At 63.3% G+C, this 25030-nt stretch carries 24 protein-coding genes; 15 read left to right on the forward strand and 9 right to left on the reverse strand.

What is annotated here, in order from left to right; all coding sequences use genetic code 11:
* Positions 1-68: 68 nt before the first annotated feature.
* From AC07OK_RS28850 to hisC, 4 genes are all read left to right on the forward strand, one after another.
* Entirely contained in the window at positions 69-1739 is a 1671-nt protein-coding gene (locus AC07OK_RS28850) for a response regulator (RefSeq protein ID WP_494693490.1), read from the forward strand.
* 82 nt (positions 1740-1821) lie between these two features.
* A complete protein-coding gene (locus AC07OK_RS28855; protein WP_494693491.1) occupies positions 1822-2394 on the forward strand; it encodes a response regulator in 573 nt (190 codons plus the stop codon).
* A 64-nt stretch (positions 2395-2458) separates the two neighbouring features.
* Positions 2459-3628 carry a cystathionine beta-lyase gene (locus AC07OK_RS28860; protein ID WP_494693492.1) on the forward strand — a complete coding sequence of 390 codons (1170 nt, stop codon included), beginning with the start codon at positions 2459-2461 and terminating at the stop codon, positions 3626-3628.
* The gene (hisC, locus tag AC07OK_RS28865) at positions 3625-4689 is read left to right on the forward strand and encodes a histidinol-phosphate transaminase (RefSeq protein ID WP_494693493.1); all 1065 of its coding nucleotides are present in this window, start codon (positions 3625-3627) and stop codon (positions 4687-4689) included. The genes AC07OK_RS28860 and hisC overlap by 4 nt, the downstream gene beginning before the upstream one ends.
* A 37-nt stretch (positions 4690-4726) precedes the next feature.
* Here hisC and AC07OK_RS28870 read toward each other — a convergent pair whose 3' ends face one another.
* From AC07OK_RS28870 to AC07OK_RS28880, 3 genes are read right to left on the reverse strand one after another with little or no spacing between them, the layout of a single operon-like run.
* Positions 4727-5491 carry an energy transducer TonB gene (locus AC07OK_RS28870; RefSeq protein ID WP_494693494.1) on the reverse strand — a complete coding sequence of 255 codons (765 nt, stop codon included), beginning with the start codon at positions 5489-5491 and terminating at the stop codon, positions 4727-4729.
* A gap of 39 nt (positions 5492-5530) precedes the next feature.
* On the reverse strand, positions 5531-6421 hold the full coding sequence (locus AC07OK_RS28875) for an alpha/beta hydrolase family protein (RefSeq protein ID WP_494693495.1): 891 nt from the start codon (positions 6419-6421) through the stop codon (positions 5531-5533).
* A 10-nt stretch (positions 6422-6431) separates the two neighbouring features.
* A complete protein-coding gene (locus AC07OK_RS28880) occupies positions 6432-7400 on the reverse strand; it encodes an AraC family transcriptional regulator (RefSeq protein ID WP_494693496.1) in 969 nt (322 codons plus the stop codon).
* Between the two features lie 45 nt (positions 7401-7445).
* Here AC07OK_RS28880 and AC07OK_RS28885 point away from each other — a divergent pair, with 45 nt between their 5' ends.
* The 6 genes from AC07OK_RS28885 to AC07OK_RS28910 all read left to right on the forward strand — a co-directional run bounded on the left by AC07OK_RS28885 (position 7446) and on the right by AC07OK_RS28910 (position 11160).
* Positions 7446-7928 (forward strand): low molecular weight protein-tyrosine-phosphatase, encoded by a 483-nt coding sequence (locus AC07OK_RS28885; protein WP_494693497.1) that lies wholly within the window; start codon positions 7446-7448, stop codon positions 7926-7928.
* A gap of 83 nt (positions 7929-8011) precedes the next feature.
* Positions 8012-9403 carry a serine hydrolase gene (locus tag AC07OK_RS28890; RefSeq protein ID WP_494693498.1) on the forward strand — a complete coding sequence of 464 codons (1392 nt, stop codon included), beginning with the start codon at positions 8012-8014 and terminating at the stop codon, positions 9401-9403.
* 9 nt (positions 9404-9412) lie between these two features.
* Entirely contained in the window at positions 9413-9862 is a 450-nt protein-coding gene (locus AC07OK_RS28895) for a nuclear transport factor 2 family protein (protein WP_494693499.1), read from the forward strand.
* 7 nt (positions 9863-9869) lie between these two features.
* Entirely contained in the window at positions 9870-10298 is a 429-nt protein-coding gene (locus AC07OK_RS28900) for a GNAT family N-acetyltransferase (RefSeq protein ID WP_494693500.1), read from the forward strand.
* 21 nt (positions 10299-10319) lie between these two features.
* Positions 10320-10646, forward strand: coding sequence for a hypothetical protein (locus tag AC07OK_RS28905; RefSeq protein WP_494693501.1), 327 nt, complete (start codon positions 10320-10322; stop codon positions 10644-10646).
* A 184-nt stretch (positions 10647-10830) separates the two neighbouring features.
* Complete coding sequence (locus AC07OK_RS28910; protein WP_494693502.1) at positions 10831-11160, forward strand: DUF3471 domain-containing protein; 330 nt, start codon at positions 10831-10833, stop codon at positions 11158-11160.
* Positions 11161-11175: 15 nt separating this feature from the next.
* Here AC07OK_RS28910 and serB read toward each other — a convergent pair whose 3' ends face one another.
* The 3 genes from serB to AC07OK_RS28925 form a co-directional block, all read right to left on the reverse strand.
* A complete protein-coding gene (gene serB / locus AC07OK_RS28915) occupies positions 11176-12018 on the reverse strand; it encodes a phosphoserine phosphatase SerB (RefSeq protein ID WP_494693503.1) in 843 nt (280 codons plus the stop codon).
* Positions 12019-12089: 71 nt separating this feature from the next.
* Entirely contained in the window at positions 12090-15551 is a 3462-nt protein-coding gene (gene mfd / locus AC07OK_RS28920; RefSeq protein ID WP_494693504.1) for a transcription-repair coupling factor, read from the reverse strand.
* 92 nt (positions 15552-15643) lie between these two features.
* A complete protein-coding gene (locus AC07OK_RS28925) occupies positions 15644-16582 on the reverse strand; it encodes a 5'-nucleotidase (protein WP_494693505.1) in 939 nt (312 codons plus the stop codon).
* A gap of 209 nt (positions 16583-16791) precedes the next feature.
* Between AC07OK_RS28925 and AC07OK_RS28930 the strand changes: the two genes are divergently transcribed.
* Both AC07OK_RS28930 and AC07OK_RS28935 read left to right on the forward strand, forming a co-directional pair.
* Complete coding sequence (locus AC07OK_RS28930; RefSeq protein WP_494693506.1) at positions 16792-17769, forward strand: choice-of-anchor A family protein; 978 nt, start codon at positions 16792-16794, stop codon at positions 17767-17769.
* 120 nt (positions 17770-17889) lie between these two features.
* Positions 17890-19023: a GGDEF domain-containing protein gene (locus tag AC07OK_RS28935; protein WP_494693507.1), complete on the forward strand. Its 1134-nt coding sequence runs from the start codon at positions 17890-17892 to the stop codon at positions 19021-19023.
* Positions 19024-19039: 16 nt separating this feature from the next.
* On the opposite strand, the gene AC07OK_RS28940 is transcribed toward AC07OK_RS28935, so the two are convergent.
* Complete coding sequence (locus AC07OK_RS28940) at positions 19040-19630, reverse strand: DUF4337 domain-containing protein (protein WP_494693508.1); 591 nt, start codon at positions 19628-19630, stop codon at positions 19040-19042.
* 165 nt (positions 19631-19795) lie between these two features.
* Here AC07OK_RS28940 and AC07OK_RS28945 point away from each other — a divergent pair, with 165 nt between their 5' ends.
* Positions 19796-21553, forward strand: a complete 1758-nt coding sequence (locus AC07OK_RS28945; RefSeq protein WP_494693509.1) for a methyl-accepting chemotaxis protein — start codon at positions 19796-19798, stop codon at positions 21551-21553.
* 139 nt (positions 21554-21692) lie between these two features.
* On the forward strand, positions 21693-22328 hold the full coding sequence (locus AC07OK_RS28950) for a hypothetical protein (protein WP_494693510.1): 636 nt from the start codon (positions 21693-21695) through the stop codon (positions 22326-22328).
* Here AC07OK_RS28950 and AC07OK_RS28955 read toward each other — a convergent pair.
* Entirely contained in the window at positions 22306-23247 is a 942-nt protein-coding gene (locus AC07OK_RS28955) for a lipase secretion chaperone (RefSeq protein ID WP_494693511.1), read from the reverse strand. The genes AC07OK_RS28950 and AC07OK_RS28955 overlap by 23 nt on opposite strands.
* Positions 23248-23257: 10 nt before the next feature.
* Complete coding sequence (locus tag AC07OK_RS28960) at positions 23258-24172, reverse strand: lipase family alpha/beta hydrolase (RefSeq protein ID WP_494693512.1); 915 nt, start codon at positions 24170-24172, stop codon at positions 23258-23260.
* A gap of 177 nt (positions 24173-24349) precedes the next feature.
* Between AC07OK_RS28960 and AC07OK_RS28965 the strand changes: the two genes are divergently transcribed.
* Complete coding sequence (locus AC07OK_RS28965; protein WP_494693513.1) at positions 24350-25030, forward strand: TetR/AcrR family transcriptional regulator; 681 nt, start codon at positions 24350-24352, stop codon at positions 25028-25030.

Below are 25030 nucleotides of genomic sequence, written 5' to 3' on the forward strand. Positions count from 1 at the left end.
AGTCACGATGGTCTACATTGGAATCATGGGATTGCCGATTGGCAATGTCTCCGCCGAAAGGAATTGCCATGAACCAAATGTTTGCCAGCAAGGCGCCGGATGCCACCGCAAAATCGGTCAATTGGGGCGACAAGCACTATCTGGTGGTCGATGACTGCGCGAGCATCCGTCAGTTGCTGCGCGAGAGCCTGCGCAACATGGGCGCGAAATCCATCGACCAGGCGATGGATGGCGCCGAAGCGATCGCCCTCATCAGCAACAAGCGCTACGACGTCATTTTGTGCGACTACCACCTGGACGGCGGGCGTAACGGCCAGCAAATCCTGGAAGAGGCGCGCAGCAGCAGTTTGCTCAATCCAAGTTGCATATTCGTCATGGTGTCGGCCGAGAAAGGCGCCGATTCCGTGATGGGTACGGCGGAATATCATCCCGATGCCTATCTGATCAAACCGATCACCGAGGGCATGTTAAATACCCGCCTGAATCGCATTTGGCAAAAGAAGCAGGTGTTCAAGCGGATTGACCTGGCCTACGCGCGCAAAGACTATGCCGGCGCGGCCGCGCTGTGCGACATGCAGATCGCCGGTAACAAGTTGCATGAAAACGACTTGCTGCGCATGAAGGCCAATCTGTTGCTTAAATGTGGAGAACGCGACAAGGCGCGCGCCATCTATGAAACGATATTATGCCAACACGATTGCACCTGGGCCAAGGCCGGGCTGGCCAAGCTTCATTTGCAGGACGGCGACTATGCCGGGGCCTGCCAAATGCTGCAACGCGTTATCGACGGCAACAGCCTGTACCTGGAAGCCTACGATCAGCTTGCCGCTGCGCACAAACAGCTGGGGCAGCACGACCAGGCCGGCACAGTGCTGGAGCGGGCCGCCAAATTGTCGCCCAATTCCGTGACGCGGCAAAAGTCGCTGGGCGAGGTTTCCCTAGGGCTGGGCAACGTCGCAGCGGCGGAGAAGGCTTTCCGCAAATGCATCAGCGTCGGCGAGCACTCGATCAGCAGAACCGCGGATCCCTATTTTGCATTGGCGCGGGTATGCGGTATCAAGAAGGCGCCCAAGGAGGCGTTGCAGATCCTCGCCACGGTACAGAAAAAGTTCGCCGGCGCCGCCAGCGAGCTGCGCGCCAGAATCACCGAAGGACTGGTGTACCTGGATAATCAGGATCAACGCGCCGCGATGCTGATCGCCGAAGAGTTCGAAGCGATGCTGTCCACGGCGACCGCGGCGGATCTGCCGTCCCCCAATATCTGCATGGATATCGCTACCTTGCTGCTCGAAGTGGGCATCAAGGACGCTGCGGTCAAGCTGCTGTGCCACATCATCCAGAACAACGATGACGACAAGAGCGTGCGCGACGCGGTGGAGAAGGTCTTCGCGTGCGCGCAGATGGGCGAGGAGGGTCTCGAACTGATCGAAAATGCGCGCAAGGAGGCGACCGACATCATGAATCGCGGGGTGCTGTTGTGGAAGACCGATAAGCTGGAAGACGCGGTTGAGTGGATGCGCGCCGCGCGCCTGAAGTTGCCGGGAAATCTGCGCGTTTTGCTCAATACCGCGCAGATACTGATTTCGCATGTACAAAAGCGCGGTTACGAGCCGGGGCTGTTGGCTGAGGCGGCCGAGGTGCTGGCGTTGATCGACCGGATGGCGCCCGGCCAGCCGCGCCACCTCGAACTCCGCTTGCAACTGGAGAGCATCATGCCCGACATGCTTGCCGTCGACTGACGGTGATGCAGATTGCCAATTTCGACCAAACTGACTATCCTGCGAAAAAGAACTTACATGACGTAAAAGATAGGATGGACACATGGAAGACGTATTGACCACAGGAGAGGCCGCACGCATTTGCGGGGTCAATTTTCGAACCGTACTGCGTTGGATAGACCGCGGCTTATTGCAGGCGTATAAACTGCCGGGCAGAGGCGATCGCCGGGTCCTGCCAGACGAGCTGCATCGCTTCATGCGCGAAAACGGCATCCCCGACCGTTCGCGTGCGGACGCCGTGCCCAGGCGCGTGCTGATCGCCGATGACGAACCGGCGATGGCGCGCGCGATCGAGCGTGTGCTGCGCGGAGCGGGCTTTGAAACAGCGATCGCGTCCAATGGATTCGAAGCGGGCGCCATGCTGTCGACATTTAAGCCGTCGGTGATGACCTTGGATTTATGCATGCCCGGCCTGGATGGCCTGGACGTCCTGCGTTTTCTGCAACGCACCGAGCTTTTAGCACCGACGAAGACACTAGTGGTGTCCGCCGACACCGAGGAGCGCCTGCGGGCGGCGCTGACGCTGGGGGCGCATGGCGTGATACGCAAGCCGTTCGAGAACGACGAGCTGTTGGCGGCAGTGGAGCAAATGCTGTTGACCCCAGCTGGCACCTGATGCGCGCCAGGGGGCGGCGCGGCCAGCGTAAAATCTGATCGCGCAAAGCGTTTATAATCAGGTCATGACTATCAAAAAATCCCCGCAGACCGCACTCGTACATACCGACTACCAGGCCCCGGAAGGCTTTGCCGCTTTCCCCGGCGCCATCCACCACGCCTCGACGGTGCTGTTCAAGAACGTGGCGGCCATGCGTTCGGGCGACTGGAAAGAGAAGAACGCCTATACCTACGGCCTGCACGGCACGCCGACCACCTTTACGCTGGAAGCGCGCCTGGCCGAGATCGAGGACGGCAAGTACTGCCTGCTGGCGCCAAGCGGCCTGGCGGCCATCGCGATGGTCGACTTCGCGCTGCTCAAAGCCGGCGACGACGTGCTGTTGCCCGATAACGTCTACAACCCCAACCGAGAGCTGGGGCGCTGGCTGTCGGCCGATTACGGCATCACCGCGCGCTACTACGATCCGCTGATCGGCGAGGGCATCGCCGCGCTGATCCAGCCGAACACAAAGCTGATCTGGACCGAGGCGCCGGGTTCGGTGTCGATGGAAGTGCCGGACTTGCCGGCCATCTGCAAGGCGGCGCATGAGCGCGGCGTGGTGGTCGCATTGGATAACACCTGGTCGGCCGGCCTGGCGCTGCGCGGCTTCGAGCTGGGCGTCGACATCATCATGCAGGCGCTGACCAAGTACCAGTCCGGCGGCTCGGATGTGCTGATGGGCGCCGTCATCACGCGCGATCCAGCATTGCACGAAAAGCTCAGCCTCTCGCATATGCGGCTCGGCATGGGCGTCGGCGCGGACGACGCCTACCTGGTCTCGCGCGGCCTGCCGACCATGCGTCTGCGCTTCGACGCGCACGACGCGGCGGCGCGCAAGCTGGCCGCGTGGTTGCAGGCGCGCCCGGAAATCACCAAGGTGCTGCATCCGGCCTTCACCGATTGTCCCGGCCACGAGATCTGGAAGCGCGACTTCAGCGGCGCCGGCGGCCTGTTCTCCGTGCTGTTCGACGAGCGCTATACCGAGGAGCAGACCGACCGCTTCATCGACGCGCTCAAGTTTTTCAAGATCGGCTACAGCTGGGGCGGCGCCAACAGCCTGGTGATGCCTTACCGTATCCAGCACATGCGCAAGGACTGGCAGGACCAGGGCATCCTGGTGCGCTTCAACGTGGGCCTGGAGGACGTCAACGATTTGATCGCGGATATCGAACGCGCGCTGGGAGCACTGCAATGAGCCGCTTCTGGAGCGATGTGGTCCACGGACTGACGCCGTACACGCCGGGCGAACAGGTGCAGATGCCTGGCCTGGTCAAGCTCAACACCAACGAGAACCCCTACGGCCCGTCGCCCAAGGTGATAGCGGCGATGCAGGCCGCCGTCGGCGACCAGCTGCGCAAGTACTCCGATCCCGGCAACGCCGTCGTGAAGGATGCCGTGGCGCGCCGCTTCGGCCTGGCGCGCGAGCAGGTCTTCATCGGCAACAGCTCGGACGAGGTGCTGGCGCACACCTTCCACGCCTTGCTCAAGCACGAGCTGCCGCTGCTCTGCCCGGACATCAGCTACAGTTTTTATCCGACCTATTGCAGCTTGTACGGCATCACGGCAGTGCAGGTGCCGCTGAACGAACGCTTCGAAATCGACGTCGAGGATTATCGCCGGCCGTGCGGCGCCATCATCATCGCCAATCCGAACGCGCCGACCGGCATTGCGCTACCGCTGGAGCGGATCGAAGCGCTGCTGGCGGACCATCCAGAGCAGGTGGTGGTGATCGACGAAGCCTATGTCGACTTCGGCGGCCAAAGCGCCATCGCGCTGCTGGACCGCTATGACAATCTGCTGGTGATCCAGACGTTGTCCAAATCGCGTTCGCTGGCCGGATTGCGGGTCGGTTATGCCGTCGGCCATCCCGACCTGATCGCGGGCCTGGAGCGCGTAAAGAACAGCTTTAACTGCTACCCGTTGGGGCAGGTGGCGCAGGCCGGCGCGGTGGCGGCGCTCGACGATCTGCCCCACATGGAGCGGACCTCGCAAGCCATCATCGCCACGCGCGGGTGGCTGGCCGCGCAGATGCAGGCGCTGGGCTTCGAGGTGTTGCCGTCGGCGGCCAATTTCATCTTCACCCGCCACCCCGGCCACGACGCGGCACAGCTGGCGGCGGGCCTGCGTGAGCGGGCGATCCTGGTGCGCCACTTCAAACAAGCGCGTATCGACCAGTTCCTGCGCATCTCCATCGGCACGGACGAGGAATGCGCGAAGCTGGTCGATGCCCTGAGGGTGATACTGGCGACGGAGTGACTGTTGCGTTAAGCGGGAATGGCAGCCGGCGTCCGGGTCAAGGTGAGTCGCGGAAGACGCCTATGGTTGCGCGCAGCTTCCAGATGTAATTGAGCGACACCCAGCCGCCCACCGCTACGCCATTTTGCATCGGTGGCACGAAGCGGCACAGGGCGATGGCGTTGCGCGATGCGCGGTCCAGCGCCAGTGAACGGCTTGATTTCATGATGCGCGACTCGGCAACGTGGCCTTGCGCGTCGATCCGCAAGGCCATGCGGGCCATGCCCTCCTGGCCTCTGTTCCTGGCATCGAGCGGATAATTCGGCGTGTCGCATTCGACCGCCAGCACCGCCGCCGGCAACGATTCGAAATCATCCGGTCCTGCCGAGCTGCCTGCGCCTTTACCTTGTGCCGCACCGGCGCCAGCACCTGCGCCCGAAACCGTCGATACGCCATACCCTTGCGCCTCATCCTGGGATTTCGATTGCGAGGTGGGGCTGGCGTGTACCGCCGCTGCGTCTTCCGTGGTGGCTTCCGCTTTGACGGCGAAGCTTGGTCCAAAGTCCAAGCGGGGTAAGGCCGGTGTTGGCATGGGCTTGACCGGAATGTCGACGGCGGCTGCGGTGCTGGAGCCCGCGCCGGAACTGAACATCGAGACTTGCGTGATCCGGCTGGGCGCTTCGACGACGAAGAGGCTGATCTTGCCGGCCTTTTGCAGCATGAACCAGGCAACCAGCAAATGCAGCGCGACGATCAGCGCCAGGCTGGAACGACGTGAGCTGCCGCCACGGCCAAACTGCGGAAAATTCAGTTCTTGCTGCATGTGGTTCCCTCGCTCGTACATTGGATAATGTGAAAAATATCACACTTCGCCGCTGGCGGTCAGCGTCCGCCGCAAGAATTCCGTGATGTCGGCGAACAGCGCCGGCTGGACGGCGTCGCGGTCGAAGCCTGGCGGGTCTTGCGACGGCTTGAAGTTTGGCCGCGTCATCTCCGGCGGGAACTTGCTCATGAAAGCGAAGTGGCCGGCGCCTGCTATCTCGCGGTGCTCGACCAGCGCCGCATCCGGCACGCCGCCGATGATTTTCTGCGCATGTTCAGCCGGCGTGATGTCGTCCTTTTCGCCGGTGCGCATCAGGATCGGCACGCGCACGCTTTGCAGCGAGCCGGCGACGAACCAGAACGTGGCGGGATTGAGCAGCACCAGTGCCCGCACGCGTGCGTCGGCCTGCACCGGCACCGGCTGCGGCTGGCCGTCCCTGCTTTCGTGCGGGCCGAACCAGGGCTGGCCGCCGGCCACCGCCAGCGCCGTATAGCCGCCGATCGAATGGCCGATGACGGCCACGCGGTCTGCGGCGATATGGGGTTTGAGGACAGGGTCGGCCAGCGCCGCATCGATGGCGAGTGTGATGTGGCGCGGCCGGTTGGCAAGGTTGGCGGCGGTGCCGGCCAGGCTGTTGTCGTTGCGCGTATTGCCGGTATGCGCGGGCAGCGCCACCACAAAGCCGGCCTGCACCAGGTGCCTGGCCATTTGCCGGTAGGCCCACGGGGTGCCGGCATTGCCGTGCGAGATCAGCACCAGCGGATGCGCGCCGTCGGCCGGCGGCGCATCCCTGGCGAGGTTCACCGCATAGGGGCCGAAGTGTTCGGCCGTTTCGACGCCGTCGGCGGGATAGAGCAGCGCCAACGGCAGCAACGCGCCCTGTACTGCGTCGTCAATGTCGACCAGGCGACAGCCACATACCTGAACCATGCCTTGCTCCTTATAGCGGTCGAACGGGTATGCAGATGTCCAGTACCATCGCGCAGGACTTGGGGGCCATCGCCAGGTCAGGCCTGAACATTTCGAAGCAAGGGCGGTCGTCGCACTGCAAGCCGCTGGAGGGCAGCCAGTTGCGCGTCATCCAGGTCCAGGCGTCGCTGATCTCGGCGGGTTGTCCTTCGAAATGGGCGACGGCGTAGCGGCCGCCGGGCAGGGTGGCGATGTCGGCTGAGCCGGTGGCGGTGAAGTTCTCCGCCACTGTGACGCAGGCGTCGTAGCGGCACTTGTCGGATGGCGTGATGCTCGGGTCGTCGTAGCTGACACCGTAGCACACTTGCTGGTCCAGGCCATGCGACTGTATCCATGGCGCCACCGTGCCGCGCCAGAAGGCGCCGATGCCGGGACCGTAAGGGCCGATGTGGCGATGATAGGCGACTCGCGCGGCGGGCAAATCAATCACTTTAACGTCCATCTTGAAATCTCCTGATTCGTGGTTGGAGATGTCATCGTCGCCGATGCCGGTTTGCGGCGTCTGATCGTAGTTGCTCAACACCTGATCCAGATTGCTCTGAGCGCGGCGGTTGCCGCCCAGCGCTTGCGAGGCCAGCCGCTGCCGGGTGTCGCGCCGCCACTGGGTCGGCGTGCAGCCGAACCTGAGCTTGAAGGCGCGCGCAAAGGCCTCGCCTGAGCCGAAGCCGGTGGCCAGCGCCGTTTCCAGCACCGATACGGGTGGCGTGCAGCTCAGGCGGAACGCGGCTTTTTCCAGCCGCCGGCGGCGCGCGTAGTCGCCCAGGGTTTCGCCCATCCACGACTGGAAGATGCGGTGAAAGTGGAAGCGCGAGAAGTTGGCGACGTCGGCCAACTGGGCCAGTTCCAACGGCTGGTCCAGATGGGTGTCGATGTAGTTCAACACGCGGTTCATGCGCCGCGCATACTCGGCGCGCGGGGACTGGTCGTTGGGGAGGCTCATTTGGTTTAAAATCTATAAGATACAACCATGTTGATTATATAAGGAGTGGGCGTGACCGCAAAAACTTCGGTGCTGTTTGTCTGCATGGGCAATATCTGCCGCTCGCCGACGGCGGAGGGCGTGTTTCGCCATCGCGTCGCGGCGGCCGGCCTGGCCGAGCGCTTCCTCATCGATTCCGCCGGCACCCACGGCTACCATGTCGGCGAACCGCCCGATGCGCGCTCGATGGAACATGCCGCCAACCGCGGCTACGATTTGTCGGCGCAGCGTTCGCGCAAGGTGGCGGCCAGCGATTTCGAAACCTTCGATTATGTGCTGGCGATGGACCACGATAATCTGCGGCTGCTGGAGGCGGCCTGTCCGCCGCAGCACCGGCATAAACTGGGGCTGTTCATGGCGCACGCGCGCCGCAGCGCATCCGAGGTGGTGCCCGATCCGTACTACGGCGGCGGCCGCGGTTTCGACATGGTGCTGGACTATATCGAAGACGCCTCCGATGGCCTGATCGCCGCGCTGAGCGGGAAATAAAGCGATTGCGAAAAAAATAAGATGATGGCAGCATACGCCGGTTGATCGCCAATTGAGAGCGATCCGCATCGGGAGATAAAAATATGTCGCAACATCGCAAGTGGATGCTGTCCATGGGCTTGGCTACGGCCGTGCTGCTGGGGGGCGCCGTGCAGGCGCAGGATCTGAAACGTCTCGAAACGCTGGTCGACAAGGCCGTCGCCCAGGATCATTTTTCCGGTGCGGTGCTGGTGGCCAAGGGGGACCAGGTCTTGCTGGACAAGGGCTACGGCGCCGCCAACCTGGAATGGAATATCCCCAATTCGCCGAGCACCAAGTTCCGCCTCGGCTCCGTGACCAAGCAGTTCACGGCGGCCAGCGTGCTGCTGTTGCAGGAGCGCGGCAAGCTCGCCGTCTCCGATCCGGTCAGCAAATACCTCGGCGGCCTGCCTGCCGCGTGGAGCAAGGTGACGATCTTCCAACTGCTGAACCATACCTCGGGCATCGCCAATTTCACGTCGACCAAGGAATACCAGACGATCGAGCCGTTCACCAAGAAGCCGGAGGAATCCGTGGCGCTGGTGCGCGACAAGCCGCTGGAGTTTGAATCCGGCTCCCGCTTCAACTACAGCAATACCGGCTATGTGCTGCTGGGCGCATTGATCGAAAAGGTCAGCGGCCAGACCTACGACGCCTTCGTGCGCCAGAATATTTTTGAACCCCTCGGCATGAAGGACAGCGGCTACGACTGGAACGCCAACGTGCTGCCGAACCGCGCCGCCGGTTATGCGCGCGGCAAGGACGGCATGAGAAACGCCGGCTTTATCAACATGAGCATCCCGCACGCCGCCGGCGCGCTGTACTCGACCACCGGCGACCTGCTGCGCTGGCAGCGCGGCCTGTATGAAGGCAAGCTGCTGTCGCCGGCGTCGCTGGAGGCGATGACCACCCCTTACCACTCCGGCTATGGTTTCGGCCTGGGCATCCAGCAGAAGGACGGCGGCAAGGAAGTGGGCCACGGCGGCGGCATCGAAGGTTTCGCCACCGAGGTGCGCTACCGCATGGCCGACAAGGTCAGTGTGATCGTGCTCAGTAATGTCGAAGGCAGCCAGCTGGAATCGCTGACCGCCGCGTTGACCGCCACCGCGCACGGCGGCAACTACGTGCTGCCGGCGGAGCGCAAGGACATCGTCCTGTCGGCCGAGCAGATGGCCGCCATCGCTGGCACCTACACAATGGCGGACGGCCGCCGCCTGTGGCTGCGCACCAGCAACGGCGGCATGACGACCCAGTTGCAAGGCCAGGCGTCGCTGCCGATTTATGCCGAGTCGACGGACAAGCTATTCCTGCGCAAGGTCGATGCGCAGCTTGAGCTGCATCGCGATGCGGCCGGCAAGGTGGATGCGGTAACGCTGCTGCAAGGCGGTCGCAATATGCGCCTGCCGCGCGTGGACGAAGCGGCGCCCGCCGATGACAGTCCGGCCGCCGGCCAATAAGGAGACCGTATGAACTTCAAATCTGTTTTGCTGGCGACGATCGCGCTCGCTGCGGCGCAGCTGCATGCGCAGGAAAGCGCGCCGCAGCAGCTGCTCAAACTGGTGCAAAGCTATACCGAGGCGCAGCGCGATTTCGAACCATCGAAGATCGACGCCATCGTCACCCGCGACTTTTATGAGGTGTCGCCGCTCGGCGAGGTGGACCCGCGCGAGAAGGTGCTGGGCTTCTACCTGCCCGCCAACAAGCGTGAAGCGCCGACGATGGAAGTGTCCGAGCCGGCGATCCAGATGTTCGGCAACACCGGCACCGTGGTCGTCAAGCTGTCCGGCAGCGTGACCGTGAATGCGGAGAAGCGCAACTTCGCGCTGCGCGCCGGCTACGTCGCCGTGAACGAGGGCGGCAAGTGGAAGCTCGCTTCGGCGCAGTACACCGGCATTCGTCCCACCAAACCTCAATGACCAGGCCATGAGCGCACATATCATCAAACTGGAAGAGTCGCCCGATGGCGGCGACATGCAGGCGCTGGTCAAAGGCCTGACCGCATACAACGCCGAGCAGGCCAATGGGGAAACGCCCAACTACCTGGTCGCCACCGTCAAGGACGACGACGGCAAGCTGGTTGGCGGCCTGCTGGGCGCCACCTATCTTGGATGGCTGCAAATCCAGGTGGTGTGGCTGGACGACAGTGTGCGCGGCCTGGGCTACGGCAGCGAGTTGATGGCGATCGCCGAACGGGAAGGCTTGCGGCGCGGCGTGCAGAATGCCTTCGTCGAGACGCTCAGCTTCCAGGCCCTGCCGTTCTATGAAAAGCTGGGCTACACCGTGTTCAGCCGCCTCGCCGATTTCCCGCCCGGCGGGGCGCGCTATGCGCTGACCAAAAAGTTGGAAGGTTGACGGCGATGGGTTTCGACTGGCATGGCGGCGCCGCCATCGTCGCTGACTTTTGTATTTAACCTCGACGATATGACAAAAAATGACAAGGCAGGGGCGGCCTCGGCGCCCGCAACGCTGGTGGTTGTGGGAGCCCGGGTGATCGAAGTCCTGGGCGCGCGCCTGGAGACCGCCGACGAGCTGCTGGACTTCTTGGCTGCGCACCAGATCGAACGCATCGAGCTGAAAACGGTGCGCGACGATGAGCCGGATGAGAGCCGGCCGTTCTACGAAAGAATCGGAAAAATCATTTATTCATCCACGCGTTTTGGCATCGACATCGTGCGGATCGACGGGGATTCCGTCGGGTAGGCGCCGTTTGCGCGCCCACCTGGCCGCCGTCGCCTGACCCTTCATCCCCGCATAACAACCGTTCGTCCGGCGGTAGCCGCCGTTTATCTGATGTCCCGCGCAAAAGCTGGTTATTTTGTCTAGAGTGCAGGCATTGCCATCCACATTGTGAGCGATGGCGATATCTACCTGGATGGGAAATATCATGCGTACTTTTGTGTGGGCATTGCTGCTGGGCTGCTGCATTCCCGGCGTCGCGGGCGCGGCCGAGAAGCCGTTGCAGGAGACTGACTTGCAAGAATTTAAGGGGCAGTACGATCTGGCCGACGGCCGGACCTTGACGGTCACCCAGCACCGCAAGAAACTGTTTGTGCAGATGAACAACGGTCCGGAGGTCGAACTGGAGCCGGCCGGCAAGAGCGTATTCATCACCCGCTGGGGCGGGCTGCGCGTGGAGTTCGATCAGCGCGACAATGGCAACGTCGCCGGCGTTCGCCTGCGGGGGCCGGAGCAGGTGGCGCGCCGGCAGGATTGAGCCGGCGCCTGCCTGTCAGGTCAGCAGCGGAAGGATGCCGTCCAGGCCGACGAAGTTGAGCGCCACGTTGGCCTGCTCGCGCACCACCGGCTTGGCGCGGAACGCCACCGACATGCCGGAGATGCTCATCATCTTCAAATCATTGGCGCCGTCGCCCATGACGATGGCTTGCGATGGCTCGATGCCCAGCTCCGCGCACACGCGTTCCACGGTGCGCTTCTTTTCTTCCGCATCGACGATGCCGCCGACCACGCGGCCGGTCAGGCGGCCGTCGACGATTTCCAGCTCGTTGGCGTGGGTGTAGTCCAGGCCCAGGCGCTCTTTCAATCGCGAAGTGAAGAAGGTGAAGCCGCCCGACACCAGCAGCGTTTTCAATCCAGCCTGCTGCACCGCCTTGAGCATGGTCTCCGCGCCCGGCGACAGCTGCAGGCGCTCGTCATACACGCGCTCCAGCGCCGACGCCTCCAGGCCCTCCAGCAACGCCACGCGGCGCTTCAGGCTCTCTGAGAAATCGAGCTCGCCACGCATCGCCGCCTCGGTGATCTCGGAGACCTGTGGCTTGAGGCCCTGCATGTCGGCGATTTCGTCGATGCATTCGATGGTGATCAGTGTTGAATCCATGTCCATCGCGACGAGCTTGAATTCGCTCATCTTGTGCATGCCGATGGAATAGGTGGCGTCCAGCTGGGCCGCTTGCGCCGCCACTTCGATGGTCTGGCGCAGCGCCGGCGAGAAGCTGATGCCTTCGCAGCGCAATGCGCGTTCGTTCAACCAGGTGATGTTTTTCGGCGCCGTCAGCGCCGCGATGCGTTCCAGTCTGGCCTTGCAGTCGTCCAACCCTTGCAGCACAAGATTCATAGTATTTTTTGCAGTCTTCATAAATGCGTATAGCGTTTTTTGGGCTAAGCGCCCAAGTTACGTGTTTAGGCTCAAGCGGTCAACTGTTTGATCGCACCTTTGATCTGGGCGACACGCGCCGCCAGGTCGGGCATGGCGGCGGTGATCTTCAGTTTGTCCTGGCCATTGAGCTTGATCTGGCGGTTCTTCTGTATCAACTCGATAATGCGCATCGGGTCGATCGGCGGCTTGGCCATGAACTGCAAGGTGGCCGCTTCGCCATGGGCGTCGATCTTGACGATGCCCACGGTCTTGGCGGCGATGCGCAAGCGGTGGGTTTCGATCAGGGCCTTGACGGGGTCCGGCAGCTTGCCGAAACGGTCGATCATCTCTTCCTGCATGTCGTCGATCTTGTCCTGGACGCTGCAGTTGGCCATGCGCTTGTAAATAGATAGCCGTTCGTGCACATCGCCGCAGAAATCGGCCGGCAGCAGCGCCGGCACATGCAGGTTGATCTCGGTGGTGGTGGCCAGCGGCGCCGCCAGGTCCGGCTCCTTGCCGGCCTTGAGCGAACGCACCGCCTCGTTGAGCATGTCCGAGTACAGCTGGAAGCCGATCTCGGTCATCTCGCCGGACTGGTTGTCGCCCAGGACTTCGCCGGCGCCGCGGATCTCCAGGTCGTGCATCGCCAGATAGAAGCCGCTGCCCAGTTCTTCCATCTGCTGGATCGCGTCCAGGCGGCGCTGCGCCTGTTTGGTCAGCGACTGCACGTCGGTCACCAGCAGGTAGGCGTAGGCCTGGTGGTGCGAACGGCCGACCCGGCCGCGCAGCTGGTGCAGCTGCGCCAGGCCGAACTTGTCGGCGCGGTGCATGATGATGGTGTTCGCCGTCGGCACATCGATGCCGGTTTCGATAATCGTGGTGCACAGCAGGATGTTGTAGCGCTGGGCCACGAAGTCGCGCATCACTTTTTCCAGGTCTCGTTCGTGCATCTGGCCGTGCGCCACGGCGATGCGTGCCTCCGGCAGCAGCTCGGTCAGCATCGCCATGCGGTTCTGGATGGTCTCGACCTCGTTGTGCAGGAAGTAGACCTGGCCGCCGCGCTTCAATTCGCGCAGGCAGGCTTCGCGGATGATGGATTCACCCTCGCTGCGCACGAAGGTCTTGATCGCCAGGCGCTTTTGCGGCGCGGTGGCGATGACGGAGAAGTCGCGCAGGCCTTCCAGCGCCATGCCCAGCGTGCGCGGGATAGGCGTGGCGGTCAGCGTCAGCACGTCGACTTCGGCGCGCAGCGATTTCAGGGTTTCCTTCTGGCGCACGCCGAAGCGGTGTTCCTCGTCGATGATGACCAGGCCAAGGCGGGTGAACTTGACGTCGTCCGACAGCAGCTTGTGGGTGCCGATGACGATGTCCAGCGTGCCGTCGGCCATGCCCTTGATCGCCTGCGTGATCTCTTTGCCGGTGCGGAAGCGCGACATTTCGGCGATGCGCACCGGCCAGTCGGCGAAGCGGTCGGCGAAGGTCTGCGCGTGCTGCTCGGCCAGCAGCGTGGTCGGCGCCAGGATCGCCACCTGCTTGCCACCCATGACGGCGATGAAGGCGGCGCGCAGCGCCACTTCGGTCTTGCCGAAGCCGACGTCGCCGCACACCAGCCGGTCCATCGGTTTGCCCGAGGTCATATCCTTAATGACGTTGTTGATCGCTTCCTGCTGGTCCGGTGTTTCGTCGAAGCCGAAGCTGTCGGCGAAGCGCTCGTAGTCGTGCGCCGAATATTCGAAGGCGTGGCCCTGGCGCAGCGCGCGGCGGGCGTACAGGTTCAAGAGCTCGGCGGCGGTGTCGCGCACCTGTTCGGCGGCGCGGCGCTTGGCTTTCTCCCATGCGCCCGAACCCAGCGCATGCAGCGGCGCGTCTTCCGGCGAGGCGCCGGAGTAGCGCGAGATCACGTGCAGCTGCGACACCGGCACATACAGCTTGGTGTCCTTGGCGTATTCCAGGTGCAGGAATTCGGTTTCGCCTTCGCCCAGGTCCATGCTGGTCAGGCCCATGTAGCGCCCGATGCCGTGGTTGATGTGCACCACCGGATCGCCGATCTTCAGCTCCGACAGGTCGCGCACCATCGATTCGACCTGGGTGACGGCTTCCTGCTTCTTCTTGCCGACGCGGCGGCCGGAGCCGGCATACAGCTCGGTCTCGGTGATGAAAATTAGATTCTCGTCCGGCGTCGACAGCTCGAAGCCGGCGTGCAGCGGCGCCACGCCCAGCATCAGCTTCGCACTGGAGGTGGCGAAGCCTTCGTAGCCTTCGACCGGCGTCAGCGTCAGGTCGTATTCGGTGAAGTACTGCTGCAGCGTTTCGCGGCGGCCGTTGGTTTCGGCGCAGATCATCACGCGGCGGCCGGCCGGCAGCAGGTAGGCGCGCAGATTGGTCAGCGGGTCTTCGCTGTGGCGGTTGACGGCGATGTTGGGCACCGGCGCCGACAGCTCGGAGGCGCCGAGCTTGTCATCCTTGGCGTCCTTCGAGATGACCAGGCGGCCGTAGGGCTTGGCCAGCGTGAAGAACTGTTCGTCCGACAGGAACAAGGCTTCCGGCGCCATGATGGGGCGATCGCGGTCCGACTTCAGGAAGCGGTAGCGCGAGCCGGTGTCGGTCCAGAAGCGCTTGATGGCGGCGTCGATGTCGCCCACCAGGGCCAGCGCCGCGCCTTGCGGCAGGTAGTCGAACAGCGTGGCCGTCTCTTCGAAGAACAGCGGCAGGTAGTACTCGATACCGGCCGAGGCGATGCCGCTCTTGATATCCTTGTACACCACCGAGCGCGAAGGATCGCCCTCGAATTGCTCGCGCCAGCGGTTGCGGAAGGTGGTGCGCGCCGCTTCGTCCATCGGGAACTCGCGGCCGGGCAGCAGCCGTACCTCGTTGACCGGGTACAGCGAACGCTGGGTGTCGGCGTCGAAGGTGCGGATGGTTTCGATGGTGTCGCCGAACAGGTCGAGCCGGTAGGGCAGGGCGGAACCCATCGGGAACAGGTCGATCAAACCGCCGCGCACCGAGTATTCGCCGGGCGACATCACCTGCGCCACGTGGGTGTAGCCGGCCAGCGTCAGCTGCGCCTTCAGGCGCGCTTCATCGAGCGACTCGCCTTTTTTGAAGAAGAATGTGTAGGCCGCCAGGAAGGACGGCGGCGCCATGCGCACCAGCGCGGTGGTGGCCGGCACCAGCATCACGTCGCACTGGCCGCTGGAGATTTCGTGCAGCGTGGCCAGGCGCTCGGACACCAGGTCCTGGTGCGGCGAGAAGGCGTCGTAGGGCAGGGTTTCCCAGTCCGGCAGCAGATGGCAGCGCAGCTGGTCGCCGCCGAACCACGGGATCTCGTCCAGCAGGCGTTGGCCGTCGCTGGCGTTGGCGACGATCACGGCCAGCATCTGGCCCTGGGATTTGAGTTCGAGCGCGGCAAGCGCCAATGCGTAGGCGTCCGACGAGCCGTGCAGCGCAGGCAGGGCGAAGCGGGTGCCGGGTTTTGGTAGGGAGTTTTTTAAGACCAGGGACACAACACACATTCAACGGTTAAGGCGCACCGCCAGAGGGGCAATGCCGCTGCCGACATTATAGACGAAGCACCGCCCGCCCGCCGGTCTGCCCCCAACTCCGCTCACTCCGGCTTGGGCACCCGGTTGGCTATGCCGAACGGCACATGGACCATCGGTATATTGCCGCCGGCCGACTTCAGGTGGCTGAGCTGGTCGTCGAAGAAGATATGCGGCTTGAAGATGCCCAGCACCCGTGCTTTCTCCATGCCGCCCAGGAAAAACGTCTCGTTGGCGGACACGCCCCAGCTCTTCAGCGTGGTGACCACGCGCTCGTGCGACGGCGCGCTGCGGGCCGTGATGATGGCGATGCGCAGAATGCGCTTGTACGACGGATCGCGGCGCTGGGCGCGCTCCTCCAGCCGCTGCATCAGCGACAGCTTCTGGAACAGGTCGGCCAGCGGGCCGGGCTGATGGGGGATGGCGACCCGTTCGCGCTCGTGCGCGTGGAACTCGTCGACGTCGTTGTTGCGCTTGAAGACGGTCTCCGATTCGTCGTCGGCGATCACGCCGTCGAAGTCGAAGGCGACCCGCAATTCCTCGTCGTCATCGTCCTCGGTGCGCGAGGGCAGCACCAGGCCGGCCGGATAATTGGCCTCCAGCGCGTTGCGGACATCCTCCTCGTTGGCGCTCAGGAACAAAGAGGTATTGAAGGCCGGCAGGTAGCTGTACGGCGATTTGCCCGTGACGAAGCAAGCGCGCGAGATGTCCAGCCCGTAGTGGGCGATGGAATTCATCACCCGCAACCCGGTTTCCGGCGAATTGCGCGACATCAGCACCACTTCCACCGGCGCCGACTGGGCGTAGTGCTTGTTGATGTTGAGGAAGCGGCGGATGAAGGGGAAGGCCACGCCCTTGCCGAGGATGACGTCGATATGCTGTTCCTGGTACTTGCGGTACTCCTCGGCGCCGCCTTCCAGGTAGATCTTGTGCGATTCGGTCAGGTCAAACAGCGCGCTGGAGGCGATGCCGATCACCAGTTTGTGCTCGATAGGATAGGCCATGGTCTTGTCGTTGGGTTGCTGAAGGTTGCTATATGCATCACTTTAACCGATACGCCCGTATAGCGTGCGGCATATTATTGGTACTGTATTGGTCATATTGTATGAATATTTTCATTATCAATTATGTTATTTTTGTTGTTAATGAGATATAATTCAGCCCTTGCTTGCGGGGTTCCTCCGTTTCTTAACGAACATACCAATTACATACCATGACCATTTCCACTTTGATGCACCGTATTTTGCCGCTGGTGCTGGGCGCAGCCGCCCTGTGCAGCGCCCAAGCCGCGGCGCCAAGTTTCAACCTGGGTCCGGCGTCGGACTTTAGCGCCTATTTCTACGGCAACGCCACCAACTTCACCGATATCGAAGGCCGCATGGCCGTCGGCGGCTACGCCATCACCTCGGGCGCATCGATAGGCTACCGCACGCCGTTCGGCGTGACCGCGCCCAGCCTGGTCGTGGGCAGCTACGTCCGGCTCAATGGCGGCGACATTTACGCCGCGCCGCTGACCAATGTGGACACCAACGCCTCCATCGGCCCGATTACCGAATACACCAAGAACTACAATGGCTACGGCGTGTACGGCAGCATTAACGCGTCGTCGTCCTACCTGAATCTGCAGAAGGCCGATATTTCGACCTACACCGACTTTGGCGCGGCCAAGACCCAGCTGACCGCCTTGTCGAGCACGCTGAACAGCCAGGCCGCCAATGGCACGGTCAACTTCGCCAACGGTGGCATCGAACTGGTGGGCAACAATACGACCGGCCTGCAAGTGTTCAACGTCAACACCCGTGACCTGACCAACTTGACGCTGAGCAACGTGAAAGACGGCGCCACCGTGCTCATCAATGTCACCGGCACGGGCGACGTGGTCTTCGGCGGCGGCCAGGACGGCCAGCTGGAGCACCTGCGCGCCAACGTGCTGTTCAACCTGAACAATGCCACCGACGTCAAGATCAACACTTTTGTCTGGGGTTCGGTGCTGGCCAACAACGGCGTGCTGTCCGGCGCCGGTCACCTGGAGGGCAGCGTGGTGGCCAGGGCGCTGGTCAGCGCGGTCGAGATCGGCTATGAACCGTTCAAGGGCTACGTCGCCACCCCGGTGCCGGAACCGGAAACCTATGCCATGCTGCTGGGCGGCCTGGCGCTGATGGGCGTGGTGGCACGCCGCCGCAAGGCCTGATAGCGGCCGGCGTCGCGAAAAAAGCTGCCTCGGCAGCTTTTTTTGTTTCTTTTTTGCATGTGCGATTGCCACTGGCCTTGCGCTGGGATACATTGAGGCATCCACCAGGCGGAATCCGGCGTGCTCAATCTCGACACTCTATTGTTGGTACAGGTCTGCGTCACGCTGTTGACGACGGCGCTGCTGGTCGCCTCCGCCTGCTACACCGGCAGCCCGCCCGAGTTGCGCTGGTGGGCGCTGGGCAATCTGCTGGTGTCGGTCGGCCTGGCCATGACCAACCTCGATGGCCTGCCGGTCATCCTGAATATGGTGGTCGGCTACGGCGTGATCGCCTTCGGCCTGGGGCTGGTGCTGCGCGGCCTGCGCGTGCATTGTTCCGATACGCTGAGCTGGCGCGGCGTGGCCGTCATCACGGTGCTGGCGCTGCTGGTCTCATCCTACTTCAGCCTGATCGTGCCCAGCTTGCGGGCGCGGCTGTGCTTCAGCGGTTTCTATTTTGCGTTGCTGAACTGGCTGTGCGCCGTCACCATCGCGCGCCACGGCGGCTGGCGCGGCATGATCATCAGCGTCATCGGATTTACCGTGCTGGGTCTGGCGCTGTTCCTGCGCGGCGTGCACATGCTGTTCCATGGCGATCCGGCCGACGTGCCGAGTTCACTGGTGATGGGGGCGAGCATGCTGGTGATCCCGCTGGCCCAAGTCTGCATCGCGTTCGGCCTGATCCTGATGGTGATGTGGCGCTACGCCGAACGGCTGCGGCGCCTGTCGACGCTCGATGCGCTGACCGGGGCGCTGAACCGGGCCGGCCTGGAAATCCATGGCAAACGGGTGGCCCTGCGCGCGCAGCGCGGGCGCCGCAGTCTGGCCGTGATCATGATCGACGTCGACTTCTTCAAGACCATCAACGATACCTACGGCCATCCGGTCGGCGACGAGGTGCTGCGCCATCTGGCGGGGATCCTGAAGCTGGAACTGCGGCCCTACGACTTGCTGGCGCGCTTCGGCGGCGAGGAGTTCGTGCTGGTGCTGGACGGCTCCGATCTTGCGGCCGCGGTCAAGGTGGCCGAGCGCCTGCGCGCGCGCATCGAGCTGGAACTGGTGGAGATCGATGCGCTGTCGGTGCGCTACACGGCCAGCGTCGGCGTGGTCTCGTCGGACGAGCACGGCTATGACTTGATCGCCCTGATTTCCGCCGGCGACGCCGCCATGTACGAAGCCAAGCGCACCGGCCGCAACCGCGTGATCGGCGGTTGAACGCCGGCCGCCGGCGTCAGGACAACAGCGCGATCAGCGCATCCGGGTGCAGGCCCCAGCCGGCCAGGCCCGATAGCCCCATCAGCACGCCAAACGCGGTCGGCACCAACGCCGTGAAGTACAGCGCCCACAACTGGGTCAGCGCGGTGACGGCCAGCAGCGAGATGGCGATGGCCAGCAGCGCGTCCGACAGGTCGAACTGATCGTCCTTGAAATTGGCGGCGTCGTAGGTTTTCTGGTCCAGCTCGGCCTGGGCCTTGGCTTCGGCCTTCTTGCTGTCCTGGTCCTGGGCCACCTTCTCGTACTGTTTGATCGCTTCCTGGTAGGCAGCCTGCTCGGCCGCCGGCTTGCCCGCCGCGGCAAGGCGCAGTTGCACCACGGTCGACTTGGCGACCTCCTCGCGCACGTTGCGGGCCTGGTAGAAGGCCCAGTGATCGACCCGGTTGGCCTGCGCCTGCTGCATGCTCTGGTTGATGTTGTCGTCCTTGACCTTGCAGATGCCCATGAAGGTGGCCAGCAGTGCGACGGTGATGGCAACGGCGGCATTGAGCTTGCGGCCGCTGGCGGGGGTGTCGTTCTGGGTGTCGACGATGTCTAGTGGTTCCATGTTTGCTTGAGGTGGTGTAAAAACCGCAAGCTTAACCTACATCTGTGAGCATGGCACCACACACTGGACGAATCTGGTTGACGCTGCCATGGCCGGGCAGCATATTGTGCCTTGGGGAATTGTTAAACGTTCTCTCGCCGATTTAACGAGCTCAAGAGGTACTGGATGTTCAAGAATTTACTCATCAAGTGGAAGCTCGCCGTGCTGGTGGCGATCATGATGCTGGCGCTGTTGGTGGTGGGCGCGGCGGGCTACGCCGGCATCGTCAAGGTGGGCGACGCCGTCAATGAAATCGGTGTGGTGCGGCTGCCGTCGGTCCAGGGCTTGCTGACGATGAGCGAGGGCCAGACGGCGGTGGCGGCGGCCACGCTGTACACGGCGGTCTACGAAAACGACTATCACTCGCAGGATAAATTCAGCGAAGCGCAGGAGCTGCGCAAGAAAGCCTGGGCCAATATCGATACCGGCTGGAAGCGCTACGAGCCGCTGCCGCAAACGGCCGAGGAAGCGGTGCTGTGGAAGCAGTTCACCGGCGAATGGGCGGCGTGGAAAACGGTGGACGACAAGATCGGCGCCATCGTCGGCGCCATGGCCGGCAACAAGGACGAGCAAAAGCAGAAGGATTTGTTTGTCGATTTCTATGCGCAGTACCAGCTGTCGCGGCCCTTGTTCCTGACGGCCGAGGCGACGCTGATGAAGATAGAAAAACTCAACGAAGACATCGCGGCCACCAGTGTGGAAGAGGGCGCGGCGGCGATCTCGCGCGCCGAATGGGCGATGGTGGCGTCGGGCGTGATCGCGGCGCTGGTGGCGATCGGCTGCGCGGCCTACATCACGGCGGCGATCACCACGCCGATCAATGAGGCGGTGCGGGTGGCGCAGACGGTGGCGTCGGGCGACTTGACCAGCCGGATCGAGGTCGGGACCACCGAGGAAACCGGCCAGCTGCTGCAGGCGCTGAAGGACATGAACACCAGCCTGATACGCATCGTCGGCCAGGTGCGCGGCGGGACCGAGACGATAGCGGCGGCGTCGACGCAGATCGCCAGCGGCAACCTGGATCTGTCCTCGCGCACCGAGGAGCAGGCCAGTTCGCTGGAGGAGACCGCGTCGTCGATGGAGGAGCTGACGTCGACCGTGCGGCAGAATGCGGACAACGCGCGCCAGGCCAACCAGCTGGCGGCGTCGGCGTCCGGCGTGGCGGTGCGCGGCGGCGATGTGGTGGCGCGCGTGGTGGACACGATGGAGTCGATCAACGCCTCGTCGTCCAAGATTGTCGACATCATCAGCGTGATCGACGGGATCGCGTTCCAGACCAACATCCTGGCGCTGAACGCGGCGGTGGAGGCGGCGCGGGCGGGCGAGCAGGGACGCGGCTTTGCGGTGGTGGCGTCGGAAGTGCGCAACCTGGCGCAGCGTTCCGCCACGGCCGCCAAGGAGATCAAGGAATTGATCGGCGATTCGGTCGACAAGGTCGGCGCCGGCAGCAAGCTGGTGGCGGAGGCCGGTTCGACGATGAGCGAAATCGTCTCCAGCGTGCAGCGTGTGACCGACATCATGGGCGAGATCACGCTAGCGACGCAGGAGCAGAGCGTGGGCATCGATCAGATCAACATGGCGGTGGGCCAGATGGACACGGTGACGCAGCAGAACGCGGCGCTGGTGGAAGAAGCGGCAGCGGCGGCGGCCTCGTTGCAGGAGCAGGCGGCGGCATTGGCGGAAGTGGTCAGCGTGTTCAGGCTGGACCAGGCAGCGGCGCCGCGTCCGCAGGCGATGGCGCGGCGGCAGATCCGCGTGGCCGCAGTGCCGGCGCGGGTTGCCGTCGCGGCGCCGGTCGCGCGTCCGGCGTTGAAGGCCGCGGCAGCCAAGGCCCCGGCGCGTCAGGCGGCCACCGTGGCGGGCGACGACTGGGAAGAGTTCTAACAATAAAGTAAGCCACTATCTGGCGCAGCAGCAAAGTCAGGCGGCCTTCGGGCCGCTTTTTTTATTTATGATGCATCGCAAAACGCGGATGGCGTGCAGGCGCTAGCGTGGGGGTTTTCAAGATATTCGAGAGGCTGCCATGCCAGCTAACATTGAAGGAACTCAAGTTGAAAACACGCCGTATCGTGCCTATGATGAAAAAATTGAGGTGCGCCTCGCGGCGCTGGAGACGGAAGTGGCTGTTATGCAAAACAATTTTGCCACGCGTGATGACTTGCAAGCTTTAAGAGCCGAAATGCACGCGGGCTTTGATCGTGTCACTGCCGCATTTAACGACCACAAGCTTGAGGTCTACGCCGCAATCGGCAAGTTGCGCGATGAGGTCGGGACAGCGCTGTCGAATCAGCGCGTCGATTTCAACGCTGCATTGGGACAGCTGCACGAAGAATTCAGTGTGGCGTTGATCAAGCAACGTGAGGAGCTCAGTGTGGCGTTGATCAAACAGCGCGAAGAGCTCAGTGTGGCGTTGAGCAAGCTGCGCGACGAATTCAACGCGGCGTTGAGCAAGCAGCGTGACGAATTCAACGCGGCGTTGAACAAGCAGCGCGACGAATTCAACGCGGCGTTGAGCAAGCAGCGCGACGAATTCAACGCTTCATTCGCTCAGCAGGAGATCGAACTGCATAAGATTCTTCAAAGTCTGGCGTGGAAAATCTATGGCTTTGCATCGCTGTTGGTAGCTGGCGTATATTTTATTGCTCGCTACGTGCACTAGTCTGCTCATAGGCGCCCAGGCGCTTCTGCTCGTCGGCGGAGAAAATGGAATCACGCAGTTTCTGCAGCGAGGCCGGGTCCGCGCTCGCAGGCAGCTGCTGGCGCTGCGCCAGATAGACGGCGATGCGGTGACGCCAGTCGGCTTCCTCGATGTCGACATCGGCCAGACGGGCCGCCGCTTCCGGCGACAACGCGGCGGAACGCAGGCGGTAGATCTCGTTGTCGCCCATGCCTTGTGCGCGCGCCTTCGCCACAGCTTCCTCCAGCCTCAGCACTTTGGTCGGCGCGTCGCGCTCGTCGCGCGCCTGTTGCGGCATGCGCGCATCCAACGCGGCGATGCGGTCCTTGCGCTGCGCATCGGTCAAGCGCTTGTCGGCGTTGATCTCCAGCCGCGCCACTGCATCCAGATCGTAAGCGTCGCTGGCGCTGAACAGTCCCTCGGCCTCGGCTTCGGTGAAGTACGAGCGGCGCAAGCGCTGCATGGCCTCCAGCCGCTGACGCGCACCCTGCGCCACATCCAGCGTGGCCGGCAAGGCGCGTTCCTCGTCGACCAGCGCGCGCTTGTAGGCCAGGTAGGCGTCCAATAGGCGCTTGGCCTGCGCCGCCGGCGCGGTGCTCAGGCGGCGATCCAGCTCGCGGCCGATCTCCATGCGGATCGCCTCCAGCGGTTTCTCGCCCAGTCCCGCCAGGTAGTAGTCGAACAGGTAGGCCAGCTCCGCGTTGACGGTCAGCTTGTCCGCTGTGGTCTGGCGCACATCGCCGTCGGGGCGCGTGCCGATCATCGACGGCACAAACGCAAAATAGTCGGGATCGGCGGCACGGGCCCGCGGCGCCTCGCTGCGCGGCAGCGCCAGATACAGCCCGACGCCGACCACGGCGGCCAGCGCGCCGAAGCGCAGCAGTTTTGCGTTTGTGCTCATCATGCGCTCCTTACAGCCCCAGTCCCTGCAGGCGATTTGCCTGCTGGCGGAAGATGGTCACCGGGCTGGTCTCGAACAGGTTGGTGATGCCCACCAGCTGATTGACTTCGTCCAGATGGTTCATCGCGTAGTCGTCGCGGATCACGCGGCCCAGGTGGCTGGAGCAGCTGCTGACCAGGCCATCGTTCTTGGCGCCGTTGAAGGCGATCGCCGTCAGGGCCAGCACCGGATCGCTGACGTCCAGCAGATTGGTGTAGGGCTGGGCGCCGCTCCACGAGAAGTAGTACACGCCGCGCACCTGGTAGTCGCCCTCGCCGCAGGCCGACGTCGGCACGCCTTCGGGATGGCTGCTGTTGAAGGCCAGCGTGCCGGCGGTGCTCAGCGAGGTGGCCGCCGCGCGCGCGTTCTGCGGCAAGGTCGGGCTGCCGGACAGGAAGCTGATAAAACCGGATACCGCGTTGGCCAGGCTGTAGGTCACGTCCGGCACCGCGCCGATCAGCACATCGGCCACCCTGGAACCCTTGTTGACGCCACCGACGCTGCTGACCGACGCCACCAGGTCCGGCCGCACCGACGCCACATAGCGCGCGGTGGGGCCGCCGTGGCTATGGCCGATCAAGTTGACCTTGGAAGCGCCGGTCGCGGCCAGGATCTGCTTGACCTGCACCAGCAACTGCTCGCCGCGCACCTCGGTGCTGTTGGCGGCCGACACCGACGTCACATACACGTTGGCGCCGCCGCTGCGCAACCCCGACGCGATGCCGTAAAAGTAGTCGACCGGGCCGATGTTGTCGAAGCCGAACAGGCCGTGCACCAGTACGATCGGATATTTGGTTTGCGTGTAGCCGCTCGCCCAGGACGGCGCGGGCAGGGAGGTCAGGGCGATCAGGCAGAGTGCGAGGTACTTCCAGACGCGTTTTTTCATTGAAGTCTCCGAGTGTATTTTTGAAGTCCGGGTATTTCCCCGGTCAGCAAAATGTAGCATCGTGCCGCCGGCCTTGCAGTCCGCACGCTAGGCCCTGGGAGCCAATCTGATGGGGCTCTGATCCCAGTTGTTTTCCTGCGCTATAATCGAGACCAAAACTCAAATAAAGAGACTACTTTGCCGTCGCGATTCGACTTCCAACAATTTCAGGGGATGACGCCGCTGGACGGCGTCAATATCTGGGCATATCTGCTCGACCACAACGCGGAACGCATCACCGTCAAGCGCCGCAAGCCGGCGCTGGAAAACCTGGAGCGTATCTTCCGCGCCACCTTCAAGCTGGCCAACGAGGTCGGCTTCCGCGCCATGAACCTGCGCGACCTGTGCCAGGAGACCGGCCTGTCGATGGGCGGCCTGTACGGCTACATCAGCAACAAGGACCAGCTGGCGGAGATGATCGAGGACGTGGTGCGTTACGCTACCCAGGAGATGCCGCGCCTGTTCGACGACATCACCGAGCCGCTCGACCAGCTGGAAGCGCTGATGCGCGCCTCGATCTACGTGTCCGAGATTTTGCAGCCGTGGTTTTATTTTGTGTTCATGGATTCGCGCGTGCTGCAATCGGCGCAGCGCACCACGGCCAAGGAGTCGGAGCTGCACGTGCAGGCCTTGTTCGCCGGCGTGATCGCGCAGCTGCCGCACCGTCCGGCCGGCAGCCCGGAGCTGCAGGCCGCCCACATCATGGCGATGTTCCAGGACTGGTATGTGAAACGCTGGAAGTACCGGGCTGCCGATGTCAGCCCGGACCAGTTTGCAGATAGCGCCGTGCGCATGATGCGCGGCTACCTGGCTTCCTGA

The organism is Duganella sp. GW821-FHT07G03, from assembly GCF_059418605.1.

What these genes read in the sequence shown, in the direction of transcription:
- AC07OK_RS28850 (WP_494693490.1), top strand. Translation starts at nt 69, where the DNA reads ATGAACCAAATGTTTGCCAGCAAGGCGCCGGATGCCACCGCAAAATCG.
- AC07OK_RS28855 (WP_494693491.1), top strand. Translation starts at nt 1,822, where the DNA reads ATGGAAGACGTATTGACCACAGGAGAGGCCGCACGCATTTGCGGGGTC.
- AC07OK_RS28860 (WP_494693492.1), top strand. Translation starts at nt 2,459, where the DNA reads ATGACTATCAAAAAATCCCCGCAGACCGCACTCGTACATACCGACTAC.
- hisC (WP_494693493.1), top strand. Translation starts at nt 3,625, where the DNA reads ATGAGCCGCTTCTGGAGCGATGTGGTCCACGGACTGACGCCGTACACG.
- AC07OK_RS28870 (WP_494693494.1), bottom strand. Translation starts at nt 5,491, where the DNA reads ATGCAGCAAGAACTGAATTTTCCGCAGTTTGGCCGTGGCGGCAGCTCA.
- AC07OK_RS28875 (WP_494693495.1), bottom strand. Translation starts at nt 6,421, where the DNA reads ATGGTTCAGGTATGTGGCTGTCGCCTGGTCGACATTGACGACGCAGTA.
- AC07OK_RS28880 (WP_494693496.1), bottom strand. Translation starts at nt 7,400, where the DNA reads ATGAGCCTCCCCAACGACCAGTCCCCGCGCGCCGAGTATGCGCGGCGC.
- AC07OK_RS28890 (WP_494693498.1), top strand. Translation starts at nt 8,012, where the DNA reads ATGTCGCAACATCGCAAGTGGATGCTGTCCATGGGCTTGGCTACGGCC.
- AC07OK_RS28895 (WP_494693499.1), top strand. Translation starts at nt 9,413, where the DNA reads ATGAACTTCAAATCTGTTTTGCTGGCGACGATCGCGCTCGCTGCGGCG.
- AC07OK_RS28900 (WP_494693500.1), top strand. Translation starts at nt 9,870, where the DNA reads ATGAGCGCACATATCATCAAACTGGAAGAGTCGCCCGATGGCGGCGAC.
- AC07OK_RS28905 (WP_494693501.1), top strand. Translation starts at nt 10,320, where the DNA reads ATGGCGGCGCCGCCATCGTCGCTGACTTTTGTATTTAACCTCGACGAT.
- AC07OK_RS28910 (WP_494693502.1), top strand. Translation starts at nt 10,831, where the DNA reads ATGCGTACTTTTGTGTGGGCATTGCTGCTGGGCTGCTGCATTCCCGGC.
- serB (WP_494693503.1), bottom strand. Translation starts at nt 12,018, where the DNA reads ATGAATCTTGTGCTGCAAGGGTTGGACGACTGCAAGGCCAGACTGGAA.
- mfd (WP_494693504.1), bottom strand. Translation starts at nt 15,551, where the DNA reads ATGTGTGTTGTGTCCCTGGTCTTAAAAAACTCCCTACCAAAACCCGGC.
- AC07OK_RS28925 (WP_494693505.1), bottom strand. Translation starts at nt 16,582, where the DNA reads ATGGCCTATCCTATCGAGCACAAACTGGTGATCGGCATCGCCTCCAGC.
- AC07OK_RS28930 (WP_494693506.1), top strand. Translation starts at nt 16,792, where the DNA reads ATGACCATTTCCACTTTGATGCACCGTATTTTGCCGCTGGTGCTGGGC.
- AC07OK_RS28940 (WP_494693508.1), bottom strand. Translation starts at nt 19,630, where the DNA reads ATGGAACCACTAGACATCGTCGACACCCAGAACGACACCCCCGCCAGC.
- AC07OK_RS28945 (WP_494693509.1), top strand. Translation starts at nt 19,796, where the DNA reads ATGTTCAAGAATTTACTCATCAAGTGGAAGCTCGCCGTGCTGGTGGCG.
- AC07OK_RS28950 (WP_494693510.1), top strand. Translation starts at nt 21,693, where the DNA reads ATGCCAGCTAACATTGAAGGAACTCAAGTTGAAAACACGCCGTATCGT.
- AC07OK_RS28955 (WP_494693511.1), bottom strand. Translation starts at nt 23,247, where the DNA reads ATGAGCACAAACGCAAAACTGCTGCGCTTCGGCGCGCTGGCCGCCGTG.
- AC07OK_RS28960 (WP_494693512.1), bottom strand. Translation starts at nt 24,172, where the DNA reads ATGAAAAAACGCGTCTGGAAGTACCTCGCACTCTGCCTGATCGCCCTG.